The sequence below is a fragment of the Mycolicibacterium flavescens genome (assembly GCF_001722335.1).
GTDB lineage: Bacteria > Actinomycetota > Actinomycetes > Mycobacteriales > Mycobacteriaceae > Mycobacterium > Mycobacterium flavescens.
Window position 1 is genome coordinate 390,127 of sequence record NZ_MIHA01000002.1, and the last position, 12,147, is coordinate 402,273.

At 69.5% G+C, this 12,147-nt stretch carries 11 protein-coding genes and 1 rRNA gene; 7 read left to right on the top strand and 5 right to left on the bottom strand.

Annotated features, from left to right (window positions below; all coding sequences use genetic code 11):
* Window positions 1-43 precede the first annotated feature (43 nt).
* A complete protein-coding gene (gene argH, locus BHQ18_RS04320) occupies window positions 44-1,465 on the top strand; it encodes an argininosuccinate lyase (RefSeq protein ID WP_069412320.1) in 1,422 nt (473 codons plus the stop codon).
* Here argH and BHQ18_RS29825 read toward each other — a convergent pair.
* Window positions 1,462-1,899 (bottom strand): hypothetical protein, encoded by a 438-nt coding sequence (locus tag BHQ18_RS29825; protein ID WP_131815650.1) that lies wholly within the window; start codon window positions 1,897-1,899, stop codon window positions 1,462-1,464. The two genes, argH and BHQ18_RS29825, sit on opposite strands and share 4 nt — an antisense overlap.
* Window positions 1,900-1,921: 22 nt before the next feature.
* The gene (locus tag BHQ18_RS04330) at window positions 1,922-3,673 is read right to left on the bottom strand and encodes an ABC-F family ATP-binding cassette domain-containing protein (RefSeq protein WP_069412322.1); all 1,752 of its coding nucleotides are present in this window, start codon (window positions 3,671-3,673) and stop codon (window positions 1,922-1,924) included.
* 91 nt (window positions 3,674-3,764) lie between these two features.
* Between BHQ18_RS04330 and BHQ18_RS04335 the strand changes: the two genes are divergently transcribed.
* The 3 genes from BHQ18_RS04335 (at window position 3,765) to BHQ18_RS04345 (ending at window position 7,582) form a co-directional block, all read left to right on the top strand.
* The gene (locus BHQ18_RS04335; protein WP_069412323.1) at window positions 3,765-6,734 is read left to right on the top strand and encodes an acyl-CoA synthetase; all 2,970 of its coding nucleotides are present in this window, start codon (window positions 3,765-3,767) and stop codon (window positions 6,732-6,734) included.
* A gap of 77 nt (window positions 6,735-6,811) precedes the next feature.
* Entirely contained in the window at window positions 6,812-7,360 is a 549-nt protein-coding gene (locus BHQ18_RS04340) for a hypothetical protein (RefSeq protein WP_069412324.1), read from the top strand.
* 3 nt (window positions 7,361-7,363) lie between these two features.
* Entirely contained in the window at window positions 7,364-7,582 is a 219-nt protein-coding gene (locus BHQ18_RS04345; protein ID WP_165614529.1) for a Trm112 family protein, read from the top strand.
* Here the strand turns inward: BHQ18_RS04345 and BHQ18_RS04350 are convergent.
* The 3 genes from BHQ18_RS04350 to BHQ18_RS04360 are packed head-to-tail and all read right to left on the bottom strand — an operon-like array spanning window position 7,565 to window position 9,680.
* Window positions 7,565-8,176: a TetR/AcrR family transcriptional regulator gene (locus BHQ18_RS04350; RefSeq protein WP_069412325.1), complete on the bottom strand. Its 612-nt coding sequence runs from the start codon at window positions 8,174-8,176 to the stop codon at window positions 7,565-7,567. The genes BHQ18_RS04345 and BHQ18_RS04350 overlap by 18 nt on opposite strands.
* Window positions 8,173-8,997: an ABC transporter permease gene (locus BHQ18_RS04355; protein ID WP_084293870.1), complete on the bottom strand. Its 825-nt coding sequence runs from the start codon at window positions 8,995-8,997 to the stop codon at window positions 8,173-8,175. Before BHQ18_RS04355 ends, BHQ18_RS04350 begins: the two co-directional genes overlap by 4 nt.
* Window positions 8,925-9,680, bottom strand: a complete 756-nt coding sequence (locus BHQ18_RS04360) for an ABC transporter ATP-binding protein (RefSeq protein ID WP_069412326.1) — start codon at window positions 9,678-9,680, stop codon at window positions 8,925-8,927. Before BHQ18_RS04360 ends, BHQ18_RS04355 begins: the two co-directional genes overlap by 73 nt.
* A gap of 92 nt (window positions 9,681-9,772) precedes the next feature.
* On the opposite strand from BHQ18_RS04360, the gene BHQ18_RS04365 reads away from it, so the two are divergent.
* The 3 genes from BHQ18_RS04365 to BHQ18_RS04375 form a co-directional block, all read left to right on the top strand.
* Window positions 9,773-10,384: a DNA-3-methyladenine glycosylase gene (locus tag BHQ18_RS04365; RefSeq protein ID WP_069412327.1), complete on the top strand. Its 612-nt coding sequence runs from the start codon at window positions 9,773-9,775 to the stop codon at window positions 10,382-10,384.
* 27 nt (window positions 10,385-10,411) lie between these two features.
* Entirely contained in the window at window positions 10,412-11,698 is a 1,287-nt protein-coding gene (tyrS, locus tag BHQ18_RS04370) for a tyrosine--tRNA ligase (protein ID WP_069412381.1), read from the top strand.
* A 389-nt stretch (window positions 11,699-12,087) separates the two neighbouring features.
* Window positions 12,088-12,147: ribosomal RNA gene (locus tag BHQ18_RS04375) — 16S ribosomal RNA — on the top strand; the annotation flags it as partial.

Here is a 12,147-nt window from a genome sequence, read left to right on the forward strand (position 1 = left end):
ACCGCCATTGCGTCGGTCTCGGCGCTGGACGGGGGGCGCGCACGTGAGCACCAACGAAGGCTCGCTGTGGGGTGGGCGGTTCGCCGACGGCCCGTCGGACGCGTTGGCGGCGCTGAGCAAGTCCACCCACTTCGACTGGGTGCTGGCGCCCTACGACATCGAGGCGTCCAAAGCCCACGCCAAGGTGCTGCACAACGCGGGCCTGCTGACCGCTGAACAACGCGACGGGCTGATTGCAGGCCTGGACAGCCTCGCGTCCGACGTCGCCGACGGCAGCTTCGGCCCGCTGGTCACCGACGAGGATGTGCACGGCGCACTGGAACGCGGGCTGATCGAGCGCGTCGGCCCCGAACTCGGCGGCCGCCTGCGCGCTGGCCGCTCGCGAAATGATCAGGTGGCCACCCTGTTTCGGATGTGGCTGCGCGACGCCATCCGCCGGGTCGCCGACGGCGCGCTGCAGGTCGTCGACGCGTTGGCCACCCAGGCCGCCGCCCATCCGACCGCGACCATGCCGGGCAAGACGCACCTGCAGTCCGCGCAGCCGATCCTGCTCGCACACCACCTGCTGGCGCACGCGCATCCGCTGCTGCGCGACGTCGACCGGCTCGCCGACTTCGACAAGCGCGCGGCCGTGTCACCTTACGGATCCGGCGCGCTGGCCGGTTCGTCGCTGGGGCTGGACCCCGACGCGATCGCCGCGGATCTCGGTTTCGCCGCGGCCGCCGACAACTCCGTCGACGCCACCGCCGCCCGTGACTTCGCGGCCGAAGCGGCGTTCGTGTTCTCGATGATCGGCGTCGACCTGTCCCGGCTCGCCGAGGACATCATCCTCTGGAGCACAACCGAATTCGGGTACGTCGAACTGCACGACTCCTGGTCGACCGGCAGCTCGATCATGCCGCAGAAGAAGAACCCCGACATCGCCGAGCTGGCCCGCGGCAAGTCCGGCCGGCTGATCGGCAACCTGACCGGGCTGCTGGCCACGCTCAAGGCGCAGCCGCTGGCGTACAACCGCGATCTGCAGGAGGACAAGGAGCCGGTCTTCGACTCGGTGGCCCAACTCGAGCTGCTGCTGCCGGCGATGGCCGGCCTGGTCGCGACGCTGCGTTTCGACGCCGACCGGATGGCCGAACTCGCGCCACTGGGCTACACGCTGGCGACCGACGTCGCCGAGTGGCTGGTACGCAGGGGAGTGCCGTTCCGGGTCGCGCACGAGGCGGCGGGCGCGGCCGTGCGCGCCGCCGAAGCCCGCGGCGTCGGGCTCGAAGAGCTCGAGGACGCCGAACTCGCGGCGATCCACCCGGACCTGACCGCGGAGGTCCGGGATGTGCTGACCGTCGACGGATCGGTGAATTCGCGTGATGCGCGCGGCGGGACGGCGCCGGTGCAGGTCGCACGCCAGCTCGGCGTGGTACGCGAGACCGCCGAGCGCTACCGGCGGCAGCTGCGGGCGGACGGCAGCTAGTCACCGTCGTTGCAGATGCTGACCTCGAGCCTGCCGTCGTCCACTTCCACCTCGAGGTCGAGTTCCTCAGCGCCCCTGCGGAACGCGATCTCGACCTCCTCGGGCTCCTGATCGTCGACCCGGTGCGTCCAGCCCTCGGCCGGGGTGGCCGACTGCAGCGTCAGCCGGTTCTCGGCGAACGTCACCACCGCCGAGCCGGCGTCGAAGACCCGGTAGCGGCCGTCCGGTGCGGGTTCGACGCGCACGCACTGGCCCGGTGCGGGTCGGGCGTTCGGTGCCGCCGCAGTCGGTGACGGTGCCGGCGGCGGCGCGGCAGCGGGGCTCGTCGTCGACGCCGGCGCTGTGACGGTGACCGTGGATGGCGCTTCGGCGTCCGACCCGCAACCCGACAGCAGCAGCGCGGCCCCCGCGGCGGCCAATGACAGGCTTCTCATGCCCCCACGCTACGCGGGCACGCTAGCCTTCCGCGGCTGTCAGCCAGGCTTCCTCCAGAGATTCCTTGCGGCCCACCAACTCCTGCAGCTCGGCGGTCAGTTCGGCCAGCCGGACGTGGTCGGATGCGGCCTCGGCCATCGTCTCGTGCAGGGCCGCGATGCGCTCCTCGAGCTTCTGCAGCTGCCCTTCGATACGGGTCATCTCCTTGCCTGTGCGGCGCTCCCGCGCCGAGGCCGTCTCGCCCTGGGGCGCCGCCGTCGCCGGTGCCGCTGACGGCGCTGCCGCGGCCCGGTCGGCCAGGTACTTGTCCACTCCGCCGGGAAGCAGGTCACACCGCCCACCGCCGGTCAACGCGTAGGTGACATCGCAGACCCGCTCCAGGAAGTACCGGTCGTGCGTGACGACGATCAGCGTTCCCGGCCAGCCGTCGAGGTAGTCCTCGATCACGGTCAGCGTGTCGATGTCGAGGTCGTTGGTCGGCTCGTCGAGCAGAAGCACGTTCGGCTCGTCGAGCAGGATGCGCAGGAACTGCAGCCTTCGCCGTTCACCGCCGGACAGGTCGGCGAGCCGCGCGGTCAACTTGTCCCCGGTGAACCCGAAGTCCCGCAACAACGTGTCGGCGGTGATCTCGCGCCCACCGGCCAGCTCGGTCACCCGGCGCCGGTCCTCGACCGCGTCGAGCACCCGCTCGGAGCCGTCGAGTTCGGCCAGCGCCTGGCTGAGATGCCCGATGCGCAGCGTGCTGCCGCGCTTGATGGTCCCCGACGACGGCGCCGCATCGCCGGCCAGCAGACGCAGCACGGTCGTCTTGCCGGTGCCGTTGACCCCGACCAGGCCGATGCGCGCACCCGGTCCGATCGACCAGTCGACACCGTCGAGCACGATGTTGTCGCCGGCCTCGAGGCGCACCCGGTGCAGATCGAAGACGTCCTTGCCCAGCCGCGTCGTCGCAAACCGCTGCAGCACAAGCGAATCCCGAGGCGGCGGTTCGTTGGCGATCAGGTCGTTGGCGGCCTGGATCCGGAACTTCGGCTTGGAGGTGCGCGCCGGCGGGCCGCGCCGCAGCCAGGCCAGTTCCTTGCGCATCAGGTTCTGGCGGCGGGCTTCGGTGCCCGCGGCAAGCCGCATCCGCTCGGCGCGCGCCAGCACGTAGGCGGCGTAACCGCCGTCGTAGGCGTCGACCTCCCCGCCGTGCACCTCCCACGTCCTGGTGCACACGGCGTCGAGAAACCAGCGGTCGTGGCTCACCACCACCAGGGCCTTGGCCCGGCGGCGGTTCAGGTAGTCGGCGAGCCAACCGATCACCTCGACGTCGAGGTGGTTGGTGGGTTCGTCGAGGACCAGCACGTCGTGCCCGGCGATCAGCACCGCCGCCAGTGCCACCCGCCGGCGCTCACCGCCGGACAGCGCGCCGATCGACCGGTCGAGGTCGACGCCCGCCAGCAGGTGCGACACGACGTCGCGGGTCTCGGGTTCGGCGGCCCAGACATGGTCGGCGCGGCCACCGACGATCACCTCGCGAACGGTCTGCTCGGCGCCGAAGTCGTCGCTCTGCCGCAGGTAGCCCACCGACAGCCCGGAGGTGTGGGTGACGCGACCCGAATCCGGTGCCCGCGCCTCGGTCAGGATCTGCAGCAGGGTGGTCTTGCCGTCACCGTTGCGTCCGACCACGCCGATGGCATCGCCTTCCTCGATGCCCAGACTGATCCCGTCGAGCAGGGTGCGGGTGCCGTAGCCGACCGTCGCGCGTTCGACATTGATCAGGTTCGCCATCGATCGCCGATGATAGGTCGGCTCTTCTGTACCGCCTGCTGTGCCATGATTACGTCGGCATTCGGGGGCATCCAGACGAGGGGAGCGCGTGGTGGACCTGTCGGCGTTTACCAGGCCGGTCGGCCGGCTGGTGGCCACCGCTCAGAACGGGCTCGAGGTGCTGCGGTACGGCGGGCTGGAAACCGGCGCGGTGCCGTCGCCGTTCCAGATCATCCAGAGCGTCCCGATGTACCGGTTGCGGCGCTACTTCCCGCCGGACACCCGGCCCGGCGCCAAACAGCCGGGCCCGCCCGTGCTGATGGTGCACCCGATGATGATGTCGGCCGACATGTGGGACGTGACCCGCGACGACGGTGCCGTCGGGATCCTGCACAAGGCCGGTATCGACCCGTGGGTCATCGACTTCGGCTCGCCCGACGAAATCGAGGGCGGCATGGAGCGCACGCTCGCCGACCACGTCGTCGCGCTGAGCGAGGCCATCGACACGGTCAAGGAGGTCACCGGCCGCGACGTGCACCTGGCGGGCTACTCGCAGGGCGGCATGTTCGCCTATCAGTCCGCGGCCTACCGCCACTCCAAGGACCTGGCGAGCATCATCGCGTTCGGCTCCCCGGTCGACACGCTGGCTGCGCTGCCGATGAACCTGCCCGCCAGCATCGCCCCGGTCGCCGCCGATTTCATGGCCGACCACGTGTTCAGCCGGATCGACATCCCGGGATGGTTGGCGCGCACCGGGTTCCAGATGCTCGACCCGCTCAAGACGGCGCAGTCGCGGATCGACTTCCTGCGCCAGCTGCACGACCGCGAGGCGTTGTTGCCGCGCGAACAGCAGCGACGCTTCCTGGCCTCCGACGGATGGATCGCCTGGTCCGGTCCGGCGATCGCCGAACTGCTCAAGCAGTTCATCGCGCACAACCGGATGATGAGCGGCGGGTTCTCCATCCACGGCGACCTCGTCACGCTCTCGGACATCGACTGCCCGGTGCTCGCGGTGATCGGCGAGGTCGACGACATCGGCCAGCCCGCCTCGGTGCGCGGCATCAAGCGCGCCGCGCCCCGCTCCGACGTCTACGAGTTCCTCATCCGCGCGGGGCATTTCGGCCTCGTCGTCGGGTCGAAGGCGGCCAGCCAGACGTGGCCGACGGTGGCGCAGTGGGTCAAGTGGCTCGACGGCACGGGCGATCTGCCCGAGGGTGTCAACCCGATGGCGTTGCAGCCCAGCGAGCCACACGAGTCCGGGGTGTCGTTGAGCTCTCGGGTGGCACACGGCACCGCCGCCGCCACCGAGATGGCCTTCACGTTCGCGAAATCGGCGGCGGGAGCGGTGGTCTCGGCCAACAAGTCGGCGCGGGCGCTGGCCGTCGAGACCGCCCGCACGCTGCCGCGGCTGGCCCGCCTCGGCCAGATCAACGAGCACACCCGGATCTCCCTGGGCCGCATCATGTCCGAACAGGCCCGCAACCTGCCCAACGGCGACTGCCTGCTGTTCGACGGCCGTGTGCACACCTACGAAGCGGTGGACCGGCGGATCGACAACGTTGTGCGCGGCCTGATCGAGGTCGGCGTCCGGCAGGGCACCCGCGTCGGCGTGCTGATGGAGACCCGGCCCAGCGCGCTGGTCGCGATCACCGCCCTGTCGCGGCTCGGCGCGGTGGCGGTGCTGATGCCGCCCGACGTCGACCTCGCCGACGCGGCCCGCCTCGGCGCGGTGAGCGACATCATCGCCGACCCGAACTACCTGGACGCCGCCCGCGAACTCGACATGCGGGTGCTGGTGCTCGGCGGCGGTGAGGCGCGCGACCTGCAGGTCCCCGAGGACGCGGACGTCGTCGACATGGAGAAGATCGACCCCGATGCGGTCGACCTGCCCGGCTGGTACCGCCCGAACCCGGGGCTGGCGCGGGACCTGGCGTTCGTGGCGTTCAGTTCGATCGGCGGCGAGTTGATCGCCCGGCAGATCACCAACGCCCGCTGGGCGATCTCGGCGTTCGGCACCGCGTCGGCGGCCAACCTCGGGCGCGGCGACACCGTCTACTGCCTGACGCCGCTGCATCACCAGTCGGGGCTGCTGGTCGCGCTGGGCGGCGCGGTCGTCGGCGGCTCACGCATCGCGTTGTCGCGGGGGCTGCAGCCCGACCGGTTCCTCAAGGAGATCCGCCAGTACGGCGTCACCGTGGTGACCTACACGTGGGCGATGCTGCGGGAGGTCATCAACGATCCGTCCTTCGCGTTGTACGGCGACCACCCGGTGCGGTTGTTCATCGGTTCGGGCATGCCGACAGGCCTGTGGAAGCGGGTCGTGGAGATCTTCGCGCCGGCCAACGTCGTCGAGTTCTTCGCGACGACGGACGGGCAGGCGGTGCTGGCCAACGTCTCCGGCGCCAAGATCGGCGCGAAGGGCCGTCCGCTGCCCGGCGGCCGGGAAGTGGCGCTGGCGGCGTACGACCCGCAGGAGGACCTGATCCTCGAGGACGATCGGGGTTTCGTGCGTCGCGCCGAACCGAACGAGGTCGGTGTGCTGCTGGCGCGCCCCCGCGGGCCGATCGACCCGACCGCGCCGGTCAAACGCGGGGTGTTCGCCCCGGCCGACACCTGGGTGTCCAGCGAGTACCTGTTCCGCCGCGACCACGACGGCGACTACTGGCTGGTCGACAACCGCGGCGCGATCATCCACACCGAACGCGGCTGCGTGTACGCCTCGGCGGTCAACGACGCCATGGGCTGTCTCGGCGCGGTCGATCTGGCGGTGACCTACGGTGTGCCGGCCAACGGTCACGAGCTGGCCGTCACGGCGCTGGCGGTGCGCCCGGGCGGCAGCATCCCGTCCGCTGACCTGTCCGAGGCGCTGGCCGAACTGCCGGTCGGTGAGCCGCCCGACATCGTGCACGTCGTGCCGAAAATGACGCTCAGCGCGTCGTACCGGCCGCTGGTCAGCCCCCTGCGCGCCGAGGGAATCCCGAAGCCGTCGCGTAACGCCTGGTATTTCGATCCCGATACGAATCGGTACAAGCGGTTGACCGTGGCGGTCCGCACCGAGATCGCCGAGGGCCAGCCTGGATGACCGTGCCGCCCGGTGCGGTCGCTGTTAGGCTCCGGCTTGGCGGCGGCCCGTCGGCCACGCCCCGACCTGGAGGATCGATGACATCGCAGACCGGTAGGCACCGTGACATCTGGCGTCGCCTCGTCTTCGGGGGAGTCGGTGGTGTGATGGCGGCGGGCCTGCTGTGCGGCGTCGCGGCGCCCAGCGCGCTGGCCCAGCCGTCCGCACCGTCGACGACCGAGACCCCCGCGCCCGAAGCGCAGGCGGCCGAACCGAAGCGGCCGTGCACCGGAGACGACTGCAAGAGGCAAGAGGCCCCGACGACCCCGAAAATCAACGGCGACCAGGTACTGATGGCGATCTACGAGCAGTACCGCCAGGGCGACGGCGGCGGGCAGATCTCGACGTTGATCGACGACGCGATGAAGCTGCGCCGGCAGGGGTTCAGGCCCTCGCAGCTCAACGCGGCTGCGCTCGCCGACGCGCTCGAACGCCGGCCCAACCAGACACCGCTGATCGAGGCGCTCAAGAGCACCATCTCCTATCAGCGCAAGCAGCAGGCGCAGGCGCAGGCGTCGGTCACCACCAACGGGCCCGTCGCGGGCCCGGTGCCCGTGCTGCCCGGCATGAACGTCCCGCTCGGCTGACCCGTGGCACTGGACGAGAAACTCCTCGACATCCTGGTCTGCCCGCAGGACCGCGGCCCGCTGCTGCTGGTCGGCGACGACTTCCTCTACAACCCGCGGCTGCGCCGGGCCTACCGCATCGACGACGGCATCCCGGTGCTGCTGGTCGACGAGGCGGTGGCAGTGGCCGACGACGCCGAACACCAGCGGATGCTGGACCGCGCGTCAGCTCAACCCGGGTAACTCGCCGGTGAGATAGCGCTGCAGGTTCGGCGCGATGGTGTCGACGATCTGCTCCACGGGCAGCGACTTGAACGGCTCGAGTTCGAGGATGTAGCGGGCCATCACCACACCGACCAGTTGGGACGCGACGAACTGCACGCGCAGCCGGCCGCTTCCCGGCGGATCGTCGACCCGGGACCCGACCTCCTTGGCGATCACCTCCTGCAGAAACGACCGCACCAGCGACGGGTCGTTGCCCGCCAGCAGCGACCGCAGCGTCGCGATGAAACCCTTGCCCGCCTCCGAGTCCCACAGCGGCAACAGCAGCGACGGCAGCGTGCGGCCGATGTCTTCGACCGGGACCTTCTTGAGCGGCCCGATGACGTCCATCGGGTCGATCGGGATGTGGATGGCCGCGGCGAAAAGCTGGGTCTTGGTGCCGAAGTAGTGGTGCACGAGCGCCGGGTCGACGTCGGCCTGCGCGGCGATCGCGCGGATCGAGGTCTTGTCGATTCCGTTGCGGGCAAACAGTTCTCGCGCTACCGCCAGGATGCGGTCGCGGGTGTCCGACGGTCCGGGCGGGCGCCCGGGACGCTTGCGCTCTGCGTTGGTCACGGTGTCCTTCGTCGTAGCGTGGCTGCGGCCAGACCGAGCGAGACCACCGCGAACCCGACGACGACGGCGATGTCTCGCACCACTATCGACGTCGGCTCGGCGTAGGCGCCGACCTGTTGCAGCGCCTCCAGAGCGTAGCTTGCCGGCAGCACGTTGCTGATCCACTGCAGCCAGTCCGGCAGCAGTTCGCGCGGCACGAGGACCCCGCACAGCAGCAGTTGCGGCACGATCACCACCGGCATGAACTGGACAGCCTGAAACTCCGTGCGCGCGAACGCGCTACACAACAGCCCGAGCCCGACGCCGAGGATCGCGTTGATGATCGCGATCGTGAACACCAGCACCGGGCTGCCCTCGGTGTGCAACCCGAGGAACAGGTAGGACACCAGGCAGGCCAGGACGGCCTGCGCCGCGGCGGCGAGCGAGAACGCGGTGCCGTAGGCGGCGAGCAGGTCGGTGCGCCGCAGGGGGGTGGTCAGGATGCGTTCCAACGTGCCCGAGGCCCGTTCGCGCTGCATCGTGATCGAGGTGATCAGGAACATCACCACCAGCGGGAAGATGCCGAGCATGATGAGGCACGCGGTGTTGAACGGGCTGAGGCCGCCGGGCGGCTGCGGCGCGTTCTGAAACATGAAGTACATCAGCGTGATGATCAGGCTGGGGACGAACAGGATCATCGCCACGCTTCGGTGGTCGGCGGCGAGTTGACGCAGGATCCGGGCGGTGGTGGCGGAATACCCGCGCGAGGTCACTCGGCCGCGGCGACGGCTGCGGTGCTGTGCTCGATGACGGACAGAAACGCCTGCTCCAGTGACTGACATCCGGTGTCCTCCCGTAATTCGGCGGGCGTGGTGTGGGCGAGCAGTCGGCCGTCACGCATCAGCAGCAATTCGTCGCAGTGCTCGGCCTCGTCCATGACGTGGCTGGAGACCAGCAGTGTCGTTCCGTCGGTGGCCATCTCACGGAACTGTCGCCACAGTTCGACCCGCAGCACCGGGTCCAGTCCGACGGTGGGCTCGTCGAGCACGATGAGGTCCGGCCGGGCCACCAGCGCGCACGCCAACGAAACCCGGATGCGCTGACCGCCGGAGAGGTTGTCGCACAACGCGGTGCGATGGTCGGCGAGCCCGACGGCCGCGACCACCTCGTCGGCGTCGGTGGCCGCGGCGCCGTACAGCGCGGCGAAGTAGCGCACGTTGTCGATGACCCGGAGGTCGCGGTAGATCGTCGGGTCCTGGGCGACGTAGCTGACCCGGTGGCGCAGATCGGCCGAGCCGGCGGGGCGCCCCAGCACGGTGACGGTGCCGGCGGCGACGATCTGGGTGCCGACGATGCTGCGCATCAGCGTCGTCTTGCCGCATCCGGACGGCCCCAGCAGACCGGTGACGGTGCCCGGGGCGACCCGCACGGAGACGTCGTCGAGGGCCAGGCGGCCGCCGCGGACGACGCGTAACCCGGTGATCTCCACCGCCGCCGGTAATTCATCCGGTGATGAAGTCATCATGCGATGAATACTCCGCTGCGCTCACCGCGGCTGTCAAGGGCGTTTGTAGGATCGTCCGCGATGGTCAGTGACGGATCCTGCGACGAGCCGATATGAGCATGCGAGCGCTGGCGGTCGATCCCTTGACGGCCGCTCACCGGTTACTCGGCGCCGACCTGACCGGGCGCGGCGTGAGCGCGATGATCGTCGAGGTCGAGGCGTACGGCGGCCCCGAGGACGGTCCGTGGCCGGACGCCGCGGCGCACTCGTACCGCGGGCCGACGCCGCGCAACCAGGTGATGTTCGGCCCGCCCGGGCGGCTCTACACCTATCGCAGCCACGGCATCCACGTCTGCGCGAACGTGGCGTGCGCCACCGACGGCGTCGCCGGCGCGGTGCTGTTGCGGGCCGCCGCGATCGAGGCGGGTCTGAGCACCGCTCACGCCCGGCGCGGCGAGTCGGTGCCGCCCGCCAGCCTGGCCCGCGGCCCGGGCAACCTGTGTTCGGCGATGGGAATCCTCTTGGAGGACAACGGAATCGACCTATTCGACCCGGCCAGCCCGATCCAGTTGACGCTGGGTGAGCGGTTCGACGCCGAGTACGGCCCGCGGGTGGGCGTCAGCAAGGCCGCCGACCGGCCGTGGCGGTTGTGGCTCGCGGGCCGACCCGAGGTGTCGGCGTACCGGCGCAGCCCACGGGCACCGACTCCCGGTGAGAGCGACTAGTACGGAAAGATCGACCACGTGACTGTCCTGGGCACGCCGAACATCCTCGACGAACTGGAATGGCGGGGGCTGGTGGCGCAGTCCACCGACCGCGACGCGCTGGCCGAAGCGCTGTCCGCCGGACCCGTCACCGTCTACTCCGGTTTCGATCCGACCGCCCCGAGCCTGCACGCGGGACACCTGATCCCGCTGCTGACGCTGCGGCGCTTCCAGCAGGCCGGGCACCGCCCGATCGTGCTGGCCGGCGGCGCCACCGGCATGATCGGCGACCCCCGCGAAACCGGTGAGCGGACCCTGAACACCGCCGACACCGTCGCGGAGTGGGCCGCCCGGATCCGCGGGCAACTCGAAAGGTTCGTCGAGTTCGACGACACCCCGACCGGCGCCGTGATCGAGAACAACCTGTCGTGGACGGGTCCGCTGTCGGCGATCGAGTTCCTGCGCGACATCGGGAAGTACTTCTCGGTCAACGTGATGCTCGACCGCGACACGGTCCGGCGCCGACTCGAGGGCGAAGGCATCTCATACACCGAGTTCAGCTACATGCTGCTGCAGGCCAATGACTACGTCGAACTTCACCGGCGCCACGGCTGTTCGCTGCAGGTCGGCGGTTCCGATCAGTGGGGCAACATCATCGCCGGGGTGCGACTGGTCCGCCAGAAAGAAGGTGCGACGGTCCACGCGCTGACCACACCGCTGGTCACCGACTCCGAGGGCAAGAAGTTCGGCAAGTCGACCGGCGGCGGCAGCCTGTGGCTCGACCCCGAGATGACCAGCCCCTATGCGTGGTACCAGTACTTCATCAACACCGCCGACGCCGACGTCGTGCGTTACCTGCGGTGGTTCACGTTCCTGTCACCCGACGAACTGAACGACCTCGACGAAGCGACCCGTGACCGCGCCCACGAACGCGCGGCTCAGCGCAGGCTCGCCCGCGAGCTGACCACGTTGGTGCACGGTGAGGCCGCCACACGTGCGGTCGAACACGCGAGCCAGGCACTGTTCGGCCGCGGCGAACTGGGCGAACTCGATGAGCAGACGCTGGCCGCGGCGTTGCGGGAAGCCAGCAACAACCAGGTCGCCGTGCTGGACCCCGGCGGGCCGGACACGATCACCGACCTGTTGGTGGCCAGCGGGCTCTCGGCGAGCAAGGGCGCGGCGCGGCGCACCGTCGCCGAGGGCGGGGTGTACGTCAACAACACCCGGGTCCCGAGCGACGACTGGTCGCCCCAGCCCGACGACTTCCTCTACGGGCGGTGGTTGGTGCTGCGCCGCGGCAAGCGGAATATCGCCGGCGTGCAGCGGGTTGGATAGTGGTACTGCCGTACGACTGTGTCGGTGGCCAACTGCGTTCAAAACCTCCGCTGACCTGGAGATTTGACTCCGAGTTTCCACTGACGTAACTTATCTCAGGTCGCCGCGACACGGTCCCCGGACCGGAGAGCGCGGCGGACTTCCAGAGGGAAATCCACTTCGGTGGGTTCCTGAGCGTCCGCACTACGAGTACGCGGCTTTTGGCCGCGGACTGGTTGCGCGGTCGTGCGGGTGTGTTGTTTGAGAACTCAATAGTGTGTTTGGTGGTTTTTGTTTGTTGTTTGTTTTTTGCCATGCCCTGTTTTCCCGTTTGTGGGTGTGGTTTTTTTGATGCCAGTTTTTGGTGTCTTGTTTTGAGGTCAGATTTTTCTGAATTGCCTTTTAGGTTTTGTTTGGAGAGTTTGATCCTGGCTCAGGACGAACGCTGGCGGCGTGCTTAACACATGCAA